Source organism: Bradyrhizobium japonicum USDA 6 (assembly GCF_000284375.1).
Taxonomy (GTDB): domain Bacteria; phylum Pseudomonadota; class Alphaproteobacteria; order Rhizobiales; family Xanthobacteraceae; genus Bradyrhizobium; species Bradyrhizobium japonicum.
Window position 1 is genome coordinate 4,309,753 of the sequence record NC_017249.1, and the last position, 15,340, is coordinate 4,325,092.

The following is a 15,340-nucleotide window of genomic DNA, read 5'->3' on the forward strand; positions in this document are numbered from 1 at the left end:
GGGCAGGCGCGTTGTCGCTACGCGAGTTTGCGTGCTGCGGCGGTGGCCTTGTCGCCCGTGTTCGGGGTGCCGGTGGGCTCGATGAGCAGGAGGTGAGCCTCCTCGCGTGCCACCGGGCGATGCTCGACCCCTTTGGGCACGACATAGAGTTCGCCCGGGCCGAGCGTCACCGTGCGATCCCGCAATTCGATGTCCAGACTGCCTTTCAGGACGAGAAAGAAATCGTCGGTGTCGTCATGCTTGTGCCAGGTGAACTCGCCCTTCACCTTCACCACCATCACGTCGCAATCGTTGAAGGTCGTAACCGTGCGCGGCGACCAGAAATCCTCAAAGGTCGCGAGTTTGTCGGCAAGTGATATCTTGTCGGCCATGTTTCACCCGTATGCGTTCTCGTGAGGCAGGATTTGGGGTCGAATGGCGGACGCGGCAAGGTCGTATCCGTTCACCGGTCGATCTTGCTCGCGTATGCCGGGGTGCCAATACAGCCGGCGGCTATTTGACGTATCCAGACAACATGGCCTGCGCCCATTTAGGGTGGTTGTTGGCAAGTGCACGCGCCGATGCGGACTCCCAGTCGTACTCCAGGGCCAAGAGTTCGACCTGCCAGCCTCTTTTTCGTTTCGTGAGTATCGCATACCGAGCGTGAGGCGAGCGGTATTCCAAGTTTGCGGCAACAGGAATGTCCGCGAACACCAGGCAACCAACACTCCCGGGATTGAGAACCAGACACTCCCTCGGCCCATGAACGATCGCCTGGCGGTGGCTATGACCGCACAGGACCACCCGCGCCGTTGGCTCACTCTCCAGGCGCGTTGCGAGCACGTCGCGGCGCGCTGGCACAAAGCGGCCGTCGTCGAGCGATTCTTCCAGCAGGCATGTCGTGTCGTCGTCGGGCGTGCCATGGCAGGCCAAAATCCCGTCTTCGAGCCGAAGCTGGGGAGGTAAACTGTGGAGTGCGCGACGTTGCTCCGCAGTCAATGCGTGACGCGCAAACCGACCTGCCGACGAGAGCTTGTCTTCTGGAAACTCCTCAATCCACCGGTCATGGTTTCCACGTACGGTCGGTAAGGAGAGCGATTGTAGTGCTTCGAAAGTTTCTCTCGGCCGCAGCGGGCTGGTGACGCAATCGCCAAGGTTAACCGTGCGATCGACGCCCCGTACCTTGATGTCGGCCAGCACCGCCTCCAAAGCAGCTAGGTTGCCGTGGATATCGGAAATGACTGCCAATCGCATCGTCGTCCTCCCCGTGCTGGTCGGCCTGAACTTGGCCCATTCATGCTGAGGTTAATCGAGGTGGTTGCAAAAATCCGCTGCAACCTTCAGGCGCGGTTCTTTCCGCGAAGCCATGCATCATAGGCATGGTGATTTCAGAGCACTTGGCGTAAAGAGCGCCCTGATCACATCCAGCGTGCGGCCGGGCCGTTTGCCGCGCACGCAACTCAGGTCCGCCGGTTCACCGTTCCGCGCCTGACATTAACCAAGGTTCTCCATCCCGTGTCTTTTCCGGCCCTGACCCCGCCGCTCGCCCACGCTTTGGCCGAGCGGAACTATGATTCACCCACCCCCGTCCAGCTCGCCGTGCTCGCGGACGAAGCCGCCGACCGCGACCTCCTGGTTTCGGCCCAGACCGGCTCCGGCAAGACCCTCGCTTATGGCCTCGCCATGGCCAGGGATCTGTTTGGCGATGCCGAGCGGTTCGAGCAGGCGGGGGCGCCGCTCGCCCTGATCGTGGCGCCGACCCGCGAGCTCGCCTTGCAGGTTCAGCGCGAATTGGCGTGGCTGTATGAACATGCGGGCGGGCGGGTCGTCTCCTGCGTCGGCGGCATGGATCCGCGGCGCGAGCAGCGCGAGCTTGCGGCGGGCGCTCACATCGTCGTCGGCACGCCCGGCCGGCTGTGCGATCATTTGCGGCGCGGCCGTCTCGACATCTCGGAATTGAAGGTGGTCGTCCTCGACGAGGCCGACGAGATGCTCAATCTCGGCTTTCGCGAGGACATGGAATTCATCCTCGAGACCACGCCGGAGACGCGCCGCACCCTGATGTTCTCGGCGACGTTTCCGCGCGGAATCGTGGCGCTGACCAAGCAGTATCAGCAGCAGGCCTTCCGGATCGAGGTCGCGGGCGACGAGGGCGGTCATGCCGATATCGAGTATCGCGTGATCCGGATCGCGCCCGCGGATGCCGAGCACGCGGTCGTCAATGTGCTGCGGTTCTACGAGGCGCCGAGCGCGCTGGTGTTTTGCAGCACGCGCGATCACGTCAGGCATTTGCAGGCGGCGCTGCTGGAGCGCGGCTTTTCCGTTGTCGCGCTGTCGGGCGAATTGACGCAGAACGAGCGGACCATGGCGCTGCAGTCGCTGCGCGACGGACGGGCCCGAGTCTGCGTCGCGACCGACGTTGCCGCCCGCGGCATCGATCTGCCGAGCCTCGACCTCGTCATTCACGCCGACCTCCCGAACGACGCTGAAGTGATGCAGCATCGCTCGGGCCGCACCGGGCGTGCGGGACGCAAGGGGACGAGCGTCCTGCTGGTGCCGCCCGCACGGCGGCGGCGCGCGGAACTGCTGCTCAATCTCGCAGGCGTCGACGCGGTCTGGGGTACGGCGCCGCAAGCGGAGGAAATCCGCAAGCTCGATCACGACCGCATGAAAGACGTGCTGTTCACGGAGGAAACGACCCCCGACGATCTCGCGCTGGCGCATGCGCTGCTGGCCGAGCGATCGGCCGAGGATATCGCAGCCGCACTCGCGCGGCTCTATCGCGCGCGGCTGCCGTCGCCCGAAGACATCATCGATCCCGGCGAGCGAGCCGGCCGGTCGCGCGACGATCGCGGGCGCGACAATGTTCGCGCACCGCGCGACGATGCCCGCACTTCGCGCGGCGATGATCGTCTCGAAAGGCCTCGACCCAAATCAGGAAAATCGTCGACGAAACACGGCATGGCGGACGGCAGCGTCTGGTTCCGGGCCAACATCGGACGAAGAAAGAATGCGGAAGCACGCTGGCTCTTGCCGATGATTTGCCGCCGCGGCGGCATCGACAAGGGCGACATCGGCGCCATCAAGATCATGGACACGACGACCGAGTTCGAAATTTCCGAGCGGGTCGCGGAATCCTTCGCTGCCAAGATCAAGCGTCCGGACAAGGAAGACAATATCCGCCTCGAACCGATGACGGATGCGCCGCAGCGGCAGGCACCTTCGGAAGAGCGGTCAAAGCCGCCGCGGCGCGAGAGCGGCGACAGCGATCATCGCGAACGTCGCGACGATCGCCCGCGCGGTGCAGCTGGATTCAAGCCACGCGACAAGGCTCACGGCGAGCGCAGGCCGAAATTCGACGATGCTCCTTCGTTCGGAAAGAAAAAGAAGCACAAGAACAAGCCTGGCCATGCCGAGCCGGCGGTCACGCCGTGGCCGTCGAAGGGCGCGCCTGGAAAAAGAGAGCGAAGAAAAAGCACCGGGGCTGAACTGCGCGTGACCGTGCAGACAGCAATGATGCCGCCGGATTGCGCCGGCGACATCATCTGACAAGTCAGCTGCGAACTCAGCGGCCACCACCGCCGCCGCCGCCACCACCTCCGCCGCCGCCGCCGGCATCGCGCATCGACGAGCTGTAGCGGGGGTCGGTCTGCTTCATGTAGATGGGCGAGGTGTCGTGTGTGAGGTTGACGCGGCTTCTGCCGCCCGGGGTCGGCGTCTCGACCGGGATACCGCAGCCCTCGAAGAAGGCGGAATCGCAGCCGTAGGTCCGGACCTGCGCCGCGTTGGCACTGGTTGCGCTGAACGCGGCCGCGGCGGCGAATGCAATCAAGGCAACTTTCGACAATGTGAGTTTCATGGAAATTCTCCAGTCTCGGTTCGGCGAGACCAGAACGGCCCGCGCACACCTTCGACGGGGGTGATCGAAGGCGGTTCGAGGGACGGCTTCACGCGGGCGTGAGCCGGGCGGGGACGTTATGTCGCAGCGAGGTCGCGGAGCATGTAGGTCGCGCCTTCTCCATAGGAGGCGAGCTTTGCGCGCGCCTCCGTATCCGCCGCGACGGGCCGGAAGCCGAGACGCTCCCATAACGGCCGCGTGGCGTAGACCGAGACCAGCGCGAGCGTTGTGATGTGTGATGCGCGCGCCAGCTTCTCGATATCGGCAATATAGTCGCGCGCGATGCCACCGCGGAAATCGGGCAGCACGGCGACGTCGTGCACGTAGAGACAATCCGCATCATCGGGCAGTTGTTGCAGGAAGCCGTTGAGCGGCGGAATCCGGTGCTGCTTCCACGGATGCGCGAGTCCGTAGCCGGCGACCTCTTCGTCGGCGATGAGCAGACGGCAGCCATCGGGATAGAGCCGCATCTTCTCCGCGAACACGTCGGGACTCTCAGGGAGATCGGGATGGATCCGCGCTGCGATCGCGCTGATCGCAACCAGGTCGGAGGCGCGCGCGGGACGCCAATGCGGCTTGCTCATGTCGGTCCGTTGGTCGGTCTCACTTATTCAGTTTATTCCGTCGCGACGATGCGCGCAGCGAAAAATATCTTTGCCGCCGTCTCAGGAATACGACGCGTTGCGCGGCGTCCTACCCCATGCAAGCCAATTGCATGACAGGAGAACCCATGACGTCCTCGATCCGCCTCGCGCTCACGCTCACCGTATCGCTCGCCATCATCCCTGCTGCCTTCGCCGCGCCGCCGACCAAGACCGGCAAGACCGACAAGGGCAACGTGCTCACCGACGCCAAGGGCATGACGCTCTACACCTTCGACAAGGATGCGGACGGCAAGTCGGCCTGCAACGGACCTTGTGCGACAAACTGGCCGGTGCTGAAGGCCGAGGCGAGCGATGCCGCTGCCGACGGCTACACCGTCATCACGCGCGACGACGGTTCCAGGCAGTGGGCTTACAAGGGCAAGCCGCTCTACACCTTCGCCAAGGACCAGAAGCCCGGCGACATCACCGGCGACGGCTTTCTGAACGGCGCCTGGCATCTGGCGATGCCGTGAGCGGACAATCCGCCGCGGCAATGCGAGGTGGTGTCTGACACTGACGAGATGCCACCGGTCTCGTGCCTCGGACGCAGCGCAGCGCCTATTGGCGATGCGACGTATCGTTCAATGCGGTGCGCTGCGGTGCGGCTCCATCAACTGGCAATCAATCAATGACAGGGCGCCATCTGGAAACGGCCGAATCCTCGTCGCGCCCCCCAGAGGAAGGCCATCGGCGCCGGCGTCTCCGGACCGCCTGCCGGACTCATCTCAAGTTGGCGGAAGTCATCGCGACAACTTCAAAGAAGTAAAAGCGCGGGCCTTTGGCGCGGCGTCGCTTGAATCGAATTTATTCAAGTCGAGAGTCCGAAAGCGAACCGAAGGTTCGACTTTGGTTGGTCATAGTTGGCTCCGGCAGGGGGCGAGAGCGGCAAATCGGCAGCAGCATCCCTCCATTTTGAGAGTAGGGGCACTGGTTTCCTGGTGCAGTCCGCACTTGGGAGCTTCCGGGAGTCTTCAATCCATTATCTGGTTTCGCGTGAGGGAATGAATGACCATGAATGATGCCAATCTGAAAGCCGAGACGAACGCCACTGCGCTCAATGGGGCGGCGAATGGCGGTGCAATGCCCAGGTTCGACATACCATTCTTCAACTTCCAGGCGATCTTCGGCGATCTCGCCGAGCAAGGCGCCGCGCGGGCCAAGGCAAATCTAGAGCGGATGAAGGCGGCTTCCGAGGACGTCACCGAAGCTCTCCGCGAAGCCTGTTCGACCAATGCCACCCGTGCCGCTGATTACGGCACCAAGGTCATCGAAATATCAAACCTCAATACCAGCTCCGCGCTGGAATTCCTGTCCCAGCTCGCGGATGCGAGGTCGTTTGCGGATGTCGTGAACCTCTCCACCACCCACAGCCGCAGGACATTTGAAGCGGCTTCTCGCCAAAACCGGGAGCTTTGGGACCTCGCCCAGAAGGTCGCAACCGAGACGGCCGAGCCGATCAAGAAGAGCTTCAACCGGGTTCTGCATAGGGCTGCTTAAATCGAGGCGACCGGCCGCGTGGATCGGCTGGACGAGCGTCTTCGCCAGAAGAGACGCCGTCCGGCCGAGGCGGCGAAGCCTTGCCGTGAGAAGCCTTGCCGTGAGGTGATGCCAAGCTGGAGGAAGTCAGGATGGGTATGGTGATGATCAAGTGCCCGGAAACGGGCCTCGCCATTTCGACGGGCATCGAGATGGATCGCGAAAGATTTCGGTGCAGTGCGGTGTTCTTCTCGCGCACATATTGCGGGATGTGCGCGGCGACGCATGAGTGGTTCGCCAGGGAGGCCTGGGTCTATGAATCGGTCTTGGCGAATGGGAAGTCCGGGGGCGGGCAGCCGTTGCGCGCGGGCGCGGTGTGAAGCAGCCTGACGGCATCCTGCGAAATGATCCGGTCGATCCTGCGGCTCATCACCTTGTAGCACTCGCAGGCCACGATCTCGAGTCGCGGCCTGTCGATCTCGAGTTGGCCGCGCCGACTGGATTTCACGGCCCTTGAGGCTCGAAGTGCGCTCACGACGTGCGTGACGGTGGTTCGCCGGACGCCGAGCAATTCCGACAACGTCTCTTGCGTCAGGTGCAGGACGTCACCACGGCGCTCCGTCCGATCGTGAATGTGAAGCAGCCAGCGGGCGAGGCGGGCCTCGACGGAGTGCAGTGCATTGCAGGCCGCGACGTGCAGGAATTGCGTCATCATCGCCCTGGTCACAATCTGAACCGCGTTTGCGAGGGCGGGACTGCGTTCGAGCGCCGCTTGAAATCGCGCGGGCGAGATCTGCAGTGCGGTCCCGGCCACGCGGACGACCGCCGTCAGGGGAGATCGAACGGGGCCGAGCGCCGTCATGAGGCCGACGACGCCGTCGTTGCCGATCACGGCGGTTGCGGCCGTCTGTCCGTTCGGCAATTCCATGATGAGGGCGATCGCGCCGCTGCACGGGAAGCAAAGGTGCTCGACCCGGTCGCCCGATCGAACCAGGACTGCATCGTGCTGGAGCGGTACTTTCCGGAGATATGGTGCAAGCAACGCGAAGTCGGCCGGCGGTAATGCAGCTAGCAGGCGATTACCAACTCTGGTCGCGTGCTCCATCACGGGGAATTATCCCTCGACGGAGGCCCGGCGGCGAACAAACGCACCGTCTCCGGCCGAGCCGCGTTGCCGCGCAGACACTTGCCCGGCAAACAGCTAAACGCCCTGCGGCAGGCAAGGTTCCAATGATGGGATCGCGGGCCTGGCTCACGCTGCCGGCGCGGGCACCAGTCCGTAGCGCAGCATCGTCTCTTTCATCTTCGCGGGATCGGGCGGCGCGCCGGCCGACAGGAGTACGGCCATCTCCATGAAATATTGCGGGCCCAGCACCCCCGGGCTCAGGATGCACAGGCATGTTGCCGGTCCCGTCGAACGGTTGGTGAAGCCGTGCACGATGCCGCGCTTGATGAAGACCGATTCTCCGGGGCCGAGATCGCTCTGCTTGCCGTCGATCGTCCAGGTCGATACGCCGGACAGCCCGTAGATGGTTTCGTCCCAGCGGTCGTGATAATGTGGGATCGGCATCCGCGCATTCGGCTGGAGCGTCATTTCGAAGATGTCGACGCTGCCGCCGGTGTCGTCCTTGCTGTGCAGGAAGCGGAGCTGAAGCGTACCGAAACTGATGATGTCGGACATGGCTGTGTCATCCCGGTGAGGGGCCGCATCGAAGTCGCGTCGTTCGCCCACATCGGAGCGAAAACTACCTCAGCCCCTCATACACCATCAGCCCGCGTGCGATCTGCAATTTGCGGATTGCGCGCGGCAGCAGCTTCTCTGGCTGGTGCAGATAGCGCCAGGAGGTGAGGGCGAATGCGGACAACGTGCCGCATTCGTCGTTGAACGGTGCGAGCACGCCGGTGACACTCACCGGCGTATGCGGGCGGGCGTTGAAGGGCAGCAGCAGCAGCTCGAGATGCGCCTTGCTGCCGTCCTCGCGCGCGGCGGTAACACCGGCGATCGCACCTAACGTCTCGTCGGCGACGATCGTGGTGATCTCCTCGATCTCGCTGCGGCTGGCCTCGGTGAACAGCGCCGCAAAGCTCTGGTCCTTGAGGTCGAGCCCCGCGAGCGCGCAGACGCGCGTGCCGGCGACGCGGAACGGGAAGCCGAGGTTTTGTTCGCAGGACAGCACGAAGATGTCGCCGAGCAGGCCGCGGACCGCGGCAGGATCGATATCGGCCCGATCAGGGGCCCGCGCAGTGCCGCGCTTCTTGTCCCAATACGCGAAGAACGCGCGGCTCGACGGATGTTTCATGACTGAACGCTTACCCCGGGGCGCTAGCTCGCGGGACAGACCTGTCCCGCTTCAGTGCACCCGCGATCCCTCTCGTTGTTGTGCAGGAGGGGATTTGCAGCGTCCATGCCGTGGAGGCGTTTTCGGGCCCCCGGAGGCCGTCTTTGCGTCGTTAACGTTAAATTAACTACGCGCTTTCCGTCCGGCGCCCCGCTGCTATGGTGATCGCGGTCGCAAGCCTCGCCGCTTTCATCCAGGTTTTCGGCGGGGCCTGTACACGGGCGTCAAACAGTTTGGCCACGGGCCGCGGGGAGGGGTGGGGATACACCTTATTCCTCTGGGTACCGGAAGACCGACACGGACAGGCAGGGCTTTCCCAGGGCCCTGCCTTTTCCTTTTGTGCACTTGCGCAAGGCCGGCAAAGGCGACTATCTCCAAGGCCTGTCGTCAAGCCTGTCGCTCCGATCGCGCCTGAAAGCGAAGCTGCCTTGGATTCCCCGCAAGATTCTCCGCCGGAGATACCGGCCGTTGTCGAGGAGGCTCCGCGCGAGCCGATCCTGACGCTGCCGGTCGCGCTGACCGCCTATATCCTCCTTTTGGCGGTGATCCATCTGCGGGTGCTGCTGCCGCCGGAGCTCGAGAACTGGACTATCGACGTCTTCGGCTTCATCCCGAAACGCTACGATTCCTCGCTGCTCAATCTGCAGATCCCCGGCGGGGCCGGCGCCAAGGTCTGGACCTTCGTCACCTATTCGCTGCTGCACGCCAATCTGACCCATCTCGGCTTCAACGTGCTGTGGCTGCTGCCGTTCGGCAGCGCGCTGGCGCGGCGCTTTGGCGCGATCAGGTTCTTCCTGTTTCTCGCGGTGACGGCAGCGGCCGGCGCGCTCGCCCATCTCGTCACCCATGAGCACGCGGTGGCGCCGATGATCGGCGCCTCGGCCTCGGTGTCCGGCGCGATGGCGGCGGCGATCCGCTTTGCCTTTGTCCGCGGCAGCTTCCTGTCGTTCAGCCGATCCGACGCCGATACCGCCGCAAGGGTTCCGGCACTGCCGCTGTCGCGCGCACTGCGCGACGGGCGGGTGGTCGGCTTCCTCGCCGTCTGGTTCGGCGTCAACATCATCTTCGGCGTCGGCGCGATCGGCGTCGATTCCGAAACCACGAGTGTCGCCTGGCAGGCACATATCGGCGGCTTCTTCGCCGGCCTTCTGCTGTTCGCGCTGTTCGATCCCGTGCCGCGCGTGCGAAACGATGCTGCGGATGCGTCATCACAGGACATTTCAAACCGCATTTGAAGCGGCGCTTGCGGCGTCGCCCGAATTCATCCATCATTCCCGAGAAGAATGTTCCGAAGCGACAAGCCGCTAGCGGCGATGCTTCGCAAAGCGCCTCAGCGTGCAACTGGCGCCTAAACTGTTAGTTGAAGACTCGACGAACAAGTCCGGCCGCGAAATGCGGACGGATCCGATTCAGGGAGGCCGACAATGACGGTACGTTCCATTCTCAACACCAAGGGCCACCAGATCATGAGCGTCGAGCCCGACGCCAAGCTGGCTGCCGCGGTCAAACTGCTCGGCGAGAAGAAGATCGGCGCGGTGCTGGTGATGAACCAGAGCCGGCTCGAAGGCATCCTGTCCGAGCGCGACATCGTGCGCGTGATCGGCGAGCGCGGCGCCGGCGCGCTGGAGGAGCCGGTCACTCAGGTCATGACGCGTAAGGTCGTGACCTGCAAGGAGACCGACACGGTCGCCGAACTCATGGAGACGATGACCACCGGCAAGTTCCGCCATCTGCCCGTCGTCGACGGCGGCAAGGTGGTGGGCCTGATCTCGATCGGCGACATCGTCAAGCGCCGCGTCCAGGAATACGAGGCCGAACAGGAAGCCCTGCGCGACTATATCAAGACGGCCTGAGCGACCTCACTGGTCGGCCTCACTCGTCTGCCTTGGACTCGCCCGCTTTAGGCGCGTGGCCCGCGGGCGCCGGCGCGAGCACCTCGATCGCCTCCTGGATCGACTCCAGCGCGCGCTCGGCGGCGCGGGTGCCATGCGCGATCAGATCCTCGCCGCGGTGGAAGTCGAACCATCCGAAATGACCGACCCGCGGCGTGATCAGGAGATCAGGCGGATCGCCGGCGAGGCGCGCGCGGGTAATGCGGTCCTGCATGATGTTGAAGGCGTCGACCATCACCGAGGAGATGCCCGGTCGTCCAGCGCCGCCGAAGAACTCGCGCTTCATGGTTTTCTCGGGCGAGAACAATCGCGGAAAGCGCCGCTTCGCCGTGGTCGCTTCGGCCGCCGGCGGGACCGTCTCGGGCACCGCGCCGTGCGAATAGATCGTTGTGGAATGGGTGAAGATGTCGCTGGAAAGATTTGCGGCGATGACGATTTCGGCGCCGAGCGCGCGGGCGGCCGAGACCGGCACCGGATTCACCAGCGCGCCGTCGACCAGCCAGCGGTCACCAATCAGGACGGGCGAGAAGATGCCGGGCAGGGCGTAGGAGGCGCGCATGGCGTCGACCACGCGGCCGCGCGTCAGCCAGATCTCGTGGCCGGTACGGACTTCGGTTGCGACGGCGGCGAACTTGATCGGAAGATCCTCGATCAGGGTCTGGCCGACCGCATCCTCGAGCCGGGTCGCCAGCTTCTCACCGCCGATCAGGCCGGAACCGCTCAGTCGGATGTCGAGATAGCCGAGGATGTTGCGCATGCCCTGCAGGCTGCGTCCCCACTCCTGCAGCGTATCGAGCCGGCCGGCCGCATAAAGACCGCCGACCACGGCGCCGATCGAGGTGCCGACCACAACGTCAGGCACGATGCCATTGGCGGCCAGGGTTCTCAGGATCCCGATATGGGCAAAGCCGCGCGCCGCGCCGCCGCCGAGCGCCAGGCCGATGACCGGCCGTCGCACGCTGCCAAGACCGACCTTCTCTCCATTGGAGCCGTTCGCGCCCCGACCCTTCAAGATATCAAGCACCGCAACCCTCCTACCCCGGGCCAGCCCTCACAGCAGAGTAGGCGCCGTACCTCCGCTCCGCCAGAACGAGGGCAAAGCATGGTTTATACCGTTCGGGAAGCAGGGGGCAGGAGTGTGGCGAAGGCCGGCTGCCTCCCGTTTAATCACGCAGGCGTCAACCGGGTTCCAAAGAACCGTATCGGGCGGTATTCCTTGGGGATTCGGAGGCTTGAATTTGCCGCGTTTTCGGTGAAAAGCAGGTGGCATGACTCTCGGGGGTGACGGCATCATCGGATGGCGGCGCAGCACATCGCTGCTGCCGACGCTGATCCTTGCTGCTTGCCTCTATACCCTTGGTCAAAATGCTGCGCAGGCGCAGCTTTTCTCTGATCGGCCACCCCCGGTGCCGCCCGCCTCGGTGCCCGATCCCGGCGGCGCCGTCAGCCTCGCGCCCCCCTCCGGCCCGGGCGCTGCGCCGCCGAGCCTGCCGCCGACCCTGCTGCAGCCGAATACGCCCAGCATGCCGCCGCCCGCGGTCAGCACCGTGCCGGCGGCCCCGCCGCTCAACGCGGCCGTGCCCGGCCAGGGCGTTCTGTCGCTGACCGCGAAATACGGCAAGGACACACCCGCGATCACCAGCGGCCTGGTCTGGCGCGTGTTTGCCGACCGTCCTGACGAGAACGGCACCTTCAAGCTGATCCGCGAGGATCGCAACGCCACGCCGAATATCGTGCTGCCGCCGGGCAATTACGTCGTGCACGTCGCCTTCGGCCTCGTCAGCGCGGTGCGCACCGTCAGCCTGAAGGCCGAGACCGACCGCGAATCCTTCGTGCTGCCGGCCGGCGGCCTGCGCATCGAGGGGCGCGTCGGCACCAGCCGCATTCCGCAGAACCAGATCTCGTTCGCGATCTACAAGGGCAGCCAGTTCGAGTCCGGCGAGCGCGCCTCGCTGGTGCCGAACGTCGCCGCCGGCGACGTTGTGCTGATCCCGGAGGGCACCTACTACATCATCTCTAACTATGGCGACGCCAATTCGGTGGTGCGCTCGGACATCCGCGTCCAGGCCGGCAAGCTCACCGACGTCACCATCACCCACCGCGCCGCCGTGATCACGCTCAAGCTCGTCAGCGACAGGGGCGGCGAGGCGCTCGCCAACACCGCCTGGTCGGTGCTGACCCCCGGCGGCGACGTCATCAAGGAATCGATCGGCGCCTTCCCGCGCGTCGTGCTCTCCGAAGGCGAATACCGCGCCATCGCCAAGAACGAGGGCAAGGTCTACGAGCGCGGCTTTAACGTCGTCAACGGCGTCGACGGCGAAGTGGAAGTGGTCGCCCGCTAGTCTCGTGTGCCAGATGCGGTGCGGCGTGTAACGCCGCTCCGCAGAGCCGGGACCCAGAGGGCCGCAAGCGAATATCTCGGCCCCGGCTCTGCAGCGCACCGTCGAAGGGACGCTGCGCTGCGTCCGGGGCACGAGGGTACGGTTTCGACGCACAGCTGTTTCCACATCGTGATTGCGAGCGCAGCGAAGCAATCCAGAGTCCCTCCGCGGCAAGATTCTGGATTGCTTCGCGGCGCTCGCGAATGACGAGGAGGAGGGCCGCGGCCCTCACTTCCGATAGCGCAGCGCCTCCACCAGCACGGCGAACGCCGGCGTCGGCTGCCGACGGCTCGGATAATAGAGGTGATAGCCCGCAAACGGTGCGCACCAGTCGGCGAGCACGCGGATCAGCCGGCCGTCGGCGATCTCGCGCTTGACGAGATCGTCGGGGATGTAGGCAAGGCCAAGCCCCGCCAGCACGGCATTCATCCTGAGCAGGCCGGTGTTGAACACGAGCTGGCCGTCGACCCGCACCTTCATCGCGCGGCCGCGTTTCTCGAACTCCCAGGCATAGATCCCGCCATAGGTCGGCAGGCGGAGGTTGATGCAATTGTGCTCGGTGAGATCCTGCGGCAGCTTCGGCTTGCCCCGCGCGGCGAAATAGGCGGGCGCACCGACCACGGCCATGCGCATCTCCGGCCCGATCCGCACCGCGATCATGTCCCTGGCGACCTGCTCGCCGAGCCGCACGCCGGCATCGTAGCGCTCGGCGACGATGTCGGTCAGGCCATAGTCGACGACGAGCTCGACCTTGATATCGGGGTAGCGCGGCAGCAGCTTTGCGAGCGCCGGCCACAGCACCGTCTGTGCGGCGTGCTCGCCGGTGGTGATGCGGACGGTGCCCGCCGGCGTCTCGCGGAGCGCGGTCAGCGCCGACAGCTCTGCGTCGATCTCAGCAAAGCGCGGCCCGACATTGCGGAGCAGACGTTCGCCCGCTTCCGTTGGCGCGACGCTGCGGGTGGTGCGGGTGAGCAGCCGCAGGCCGAGCCGTTCCTCCAGGCCGCGCACGGTATGGCTGAGCGCCGACTGCGACACGCCGAGCTGGGCTGCCGCGCGGGTAAAGCTGCGCTCGCGCGCGACCGCAAGGAAGGCCAGGAGGTCATTGACGTTGGTGCGGGTCATTCATGAATCCATCTCATCAGTACATACCGCTTTTATCATCTAATCGCAGGCCGGCGCGTGGCCTAAATTCGCCGCCGAACATGAACTCTAGGGAGAGCTGACGATGCAGATGCGAAAACTGGGCAAGAGCGGCCTCGAGGTCTCGGCCCTCGGCCTCGGCTGCATGGGCCTGAGCTACGGCTATGGCCCGGCGACCGAGACGTCGCAGGCGATCGCGCTGATCAGGACCGCCGTCGCGCGCGATGTGACCTTCTTCGACACCGCCGAGGCCTATGGGCCCTTTGCCAACGAGGAGCTGCTCGGCGAGGCGCTTCAGCCATTCCGCGACAAGGTCGTGATCGCCACCAAGTTCGGCTTCAAGGGCGGCAAGGTCGAGGCCGGGCTCGACAGCCGGCCCGCCAACGTCAAGGCGGTGGCGGAAGCTGCGCTGAAGCGGCTCAAGACCGATCGCATCGATCTGTTCTACCAGCACCGCGTCGATCCCGACGTGCCGGTCGAGGAGACCGCGGGCGCGGTCAAGGACCTAATCCAGGCCGGCAAGGTGCTGCATTTCGGCATGTCGGAGGCGGGCGCGCAGACCATTCGCCGCGCCCATGCGGTGCAGCCCGTGACCGCATTGCAAAGCGAGTATTCGCTATGGTGGCGCGAGCCGGAGCAGGAGATCCTGCCGACGCTGGAAGAGCTCGGCATCGGCTTCGTTCCGTTCAGCCCGCTCGGCAAGGGCTTTCTGACCGGCGCGATCACCGAGAGCACGACGTTCGATGCGAGCGACTTCCGCAACATCGTGCCGCGCTTCTCATCCAGCGCACGCAAATCCAATCAGACTCTCGTCGATCTGCTTGGCGAGATCGCCGCAATGAAGAATGCGACGCCGGCGCAGATCGCGTTGGCCTGGCTGCTCGCGCAGAAGCCGTGGATCGTGCCGATCCCCGGCACCACCAAGCTGCATCGGCTCGAGGAAAATCTCGGCGCGGCGGCGGTGACGCTGTCGGACGCGGATCTCACTGCAATTGCAGGGGGGCTGTCCGAGGTAGCCGTGCAGGGCGACCGTTATCCTGCGCATCTCCAGGCGCGAGTCGGCCGCTGAGCTGCGGCGTGAATGGCCCGGTGAGCGTTCGCTTACCGGGCATACGCGTCTTGTGTTCCGACTTGAATACTTTTGCCAGCGCTACCAAGCAGCGTTGAAGGAAGCGATTAACACCGCCAGCACAGGCTTATTCCGCAAGCGTCGCGACTTCTTCATAGCCGGTGGAAGATACGGATTTCCGATAATCAATTTTATTCTCTTTCCGTCCTGCTGCGCTATATGTCGGGCATCCGTCTAACGGGGGAGGCCGGAGCAGGCGCGTGCCTTGCGAGACCGGCAGAAGCAGGGGACCAAGCCCGTCGGCATGTTTGAAGTGATCATCACCAGGCGTAAGCGGTTTGGCTGGCGATGGCAGGTGTGTCAGTCCGGCAAGATATTTGCCGATGGCTTCGAGCGCACCCGGCCGTCCGCCAAGTATCATGGCGAGCGCGCACTGTTCTTCCTGTTATCGCAAGCTTACCTGCGCAATCGCTCTGCGGCGGCCAGCGAGGACTAGCGGCGGGAGCAGCAGACAGCTCCATC

Annotated in this window: 17 protein-coding genes; 8 read left to right on the forward strand and 9 right to left on the reverse strand. The window is 64.7% G+C overall.

The genetic code is table 11. The annotated features are described in order from the left end of the window. Nucleotides 1-17 precede the first annotated feature (17 nt). Nucleotides 18-371: a cupin domain-containing protein gene (locus tag BJ6T_RS20160; protein WP_014494312.1), complete on the reverse strand. Its 354-nt coding sequence runs from the start codon at nt 369-371 to the stop codon at nt 18-20. 121 nt (nt 372-492) lie between these two features. Beyond that, nucleotides 493-1,233: a metallophosphoesterase family protein gene (locus BJ6T_RS43690; protein ID WP_014494313.1), complete on the reverse strand. Its 741-nt coding sequence runs from the start codon at nt 1,231-1,233 to the stop codon at nt 493-495. 261 nt (nt 1,234-1,494) lie between these two features. Between BJ6T_RS43690 and BJ6T_RS20170 the strand changes: the two genes are divergently transcribed. Then, nucleotides 1,495-3,528 carry a DEAD/DEAH box helicase gene (locus BJ6T_RS20170; RefSeq protein ID WP_014494314.1) on the forward strand — a complete coding sequence of 678 codons (2,034 nt, stop codon included), beginning with the start codon at nt 1,495-1,497 and terminating at the stop codon, nt 3,526-3,528. A 16-nt stretch (nt 3,529-3,544) separates the two neighbouring features. Here the strand turns inward: BJ6T_RS20170 and BJ6T_RS20175 are convergent, their stop codons facing one another. Together BJ6T_RS20175 and BJ6T_RS20180 are read right to left on the reverse strand one after the other, a co-directional pair. Next, on the reverse strand, nt 3,545-3,838 hold the full coding sequence (locus tag BJ6T_RS20175; RefSeq protein WP_014494315.1) for a hypothetical protein: 294 nt from the start codon (nt 3,836-3,838) through the stop codon (nt 3,545-3,547). Between the two features lie 116 nt (nt 3,839-3,954). Continuing rightward, nucleotides 3,955-4,461, reverse strand: coding sequence for a GNAT family N-acetyltransferase (locus BJ6T_RS20180; RefSeq protein WP_014494316.1), 507 nt, complete (start codon nt 4,459-4,461; stop codon nt 3,955-3,957). A 146-nt stretch (nt 4,462-4,607) separates the two neighbouring features. Here BJ6T_RS20180 and BJ6T_RS20185 point away from each other — a divergent pair, with 146 nt between their 5' ends. Beyond that, nucleotides 4,608-4,994 carry a COG4315 family predicted lipoprotein gene (locus BJ6T_RS20185; protein ID WP_014494317.1) on the forward strand — a complete coding sequence of 129 codons (387 nt, stop codon included), beginning with the start codon at nt 4,608-4,610 and terminating at the stop codon, nt 4,992-4,994. 532 nt (nt 4,995-5,526) lie between these two features. Beyond that, complete coding sequence (locus tag BJ6T_RS20190) at nt 5,527-6,018, forward strand: phasin (RefSeq protein WP_014494318.1); 492 nt, start codon at nt 5,527-5,529, stop codon at nt 6,016-6,018. A 292-nt stretch (nt 6,019-6,310) separates the two neighbouring features. On the opposite strand, the gene BJ6T_RS20195 is transcribed toward BJ6T_RS20190, so the two are convergent. The 3 genes from BJ6T_RS20195 to BJ6T_RS20205 form a co-directional block, all read right to left on the reverse strand. Continuing rightward, a complete protein-coding gene (locus BJ6T_RS20195) occupies nt 6,311-7,102 on the reverse strand; it encodes a Crp/Fnr family transcriptional regulator (protein WP_039227877.1) in 792 nt (263 codons plus the stop codon). A gap of 147 nt (nt 7,103-7,249) precedes the next feature. Next, nucleotides 7,250-7,678, reverse strand: a complete 429-nt coding sequence (locus tag BJ6T_RS20200; RefSeq protein WP_014494320.1) for a cupin domain-containing protein — start codon at nt 7,676-7,678, stop codon at nt 7,250-7,252. A 64-nt stretch (nt 7,679-7,742) separates the two neighbouring features. After that, complete coding sequence (locus tag BJ6T_RS20205) at nt 7,743-8,297, reverse strand: PAS domain-containing protein (RefSeq protein WP_014494321.1); 555 nt, start codon at nt 8,295-8,297, stop codon at nt 7,743-7,745. Between the two features lie 467 nt (nt 8,298-8,764). Here BJ6T_RS20205 and BJ6T_RS20210 point away from each other — a divergent pair, with 467 nt between their 5' ends. Together BJ6T_RS20210 and BJ6T_RS20215 are read left to right on the forward strand one after the other, a co-directional pair. Further along, nucleotides 8,765-9,571 carry a rhomboid family intramembrane serine protease gene (locus BJ6T_RS20210; RefSeq protein ID WP_014494322.1) on the forward strand — a complete coding sequence of 269 codons (807 nt, stop codon included), beginning with the start codon at nt 8,765-8,767 and terminating at the stop codon, nt 9,569-9,571. Between the two features lie 189 nt (nt 9,572-9,760). After that, complete coding sequence (locus tag BJ6T_RS20215; protein ID WP_014494323.1) at nt 9,761-10,189, forward strand: CBS domain-containing protein; 429 nt, start codon at nt 9,761-9,763, stop codon at nt 10,187-10,189. A gap of 19 nt (nt 10,190-10,208) precedes the next feature. Here the strand turns inward: BJ6T_RS20215 and BJ6T_RS20220 are convergent, their stop codons facing one another. Beyond that, nucleotides 10,209-11,252, reverse strand: coding sequence for a patatin-like phospholipase family protein (locus BJ6T_RS20220; protein WP_014494324.1), 1,044 nt, complete (start codon nt 11,250-11,252; stop codon nt 10,209-10,211). A 244-nt stretch (nt 11,253-11,496) separates the two neighbouring features. On the opposite strand from BJ6T_RS20220, the gene BJ6T_RS20225 reads away from it, so the two are divergent. Beyond that, nucleotides 11,497-12,570 (forward strand): RgsD C-terminal domain-containing protein, encoded by a 1,074-nt coding sequence (locus tag BJ6T_RS20225; RefSeq protein ID WP_014494325.1) that lies wholly within the window; start codon nt 11,497-11,499, stop codon nt 12,568-12,570. 267 nt (nt 12,571-12,837) lie between these two features. Here the strand turns inward: BJ6T_RS20225 and BJ6T_RS20230 are convergent, their stop codons facing one another. Further along, nucleotides 12,838-13,731 carry a LysR family transcriptional regulator gene (locus BJ6T_RS20230; protein WP_014494326.1) on the reverse strand — a complete coding sequence of 298 codons (894 nt, stop codon included), beginning with the start codon at nt 13,729-13,731 and terminating at the stop codon, nt 12,838-12,840. A gap of 103 nt (nt 13,732-13,834) precedes the next feature. On the opposite strand from BJ6T_RS20230, the gene BJ6T_RS20235 reads away from it, so the two are divergent. After that, a complete protein-coding gene (locus BJ6T_RS20235) occupies nt 13,835-14,818 on the forward strand; it encodes an aldo/keto reductase (protein ID WP_014494327.1) in 984 nt (327 codons plus the stop codon). A gap of 304 nt (nt 14,819-15,122) precedes the next feature. Then, nucleotides 15,123-15,314 carry a hypothetical protein gene (locus BJ6T_RS47305; protein WP_028150253.1) on the forward strand — a complete coding sequence of 64 codons (192 nt, stop codon included), beginning with the start codon at nt 15,123-15,125 and terminating at the stop codon, nt 15,312-15,314. Nucleotides 15,315-15,340: the final 26 nt, after the last annotated feature.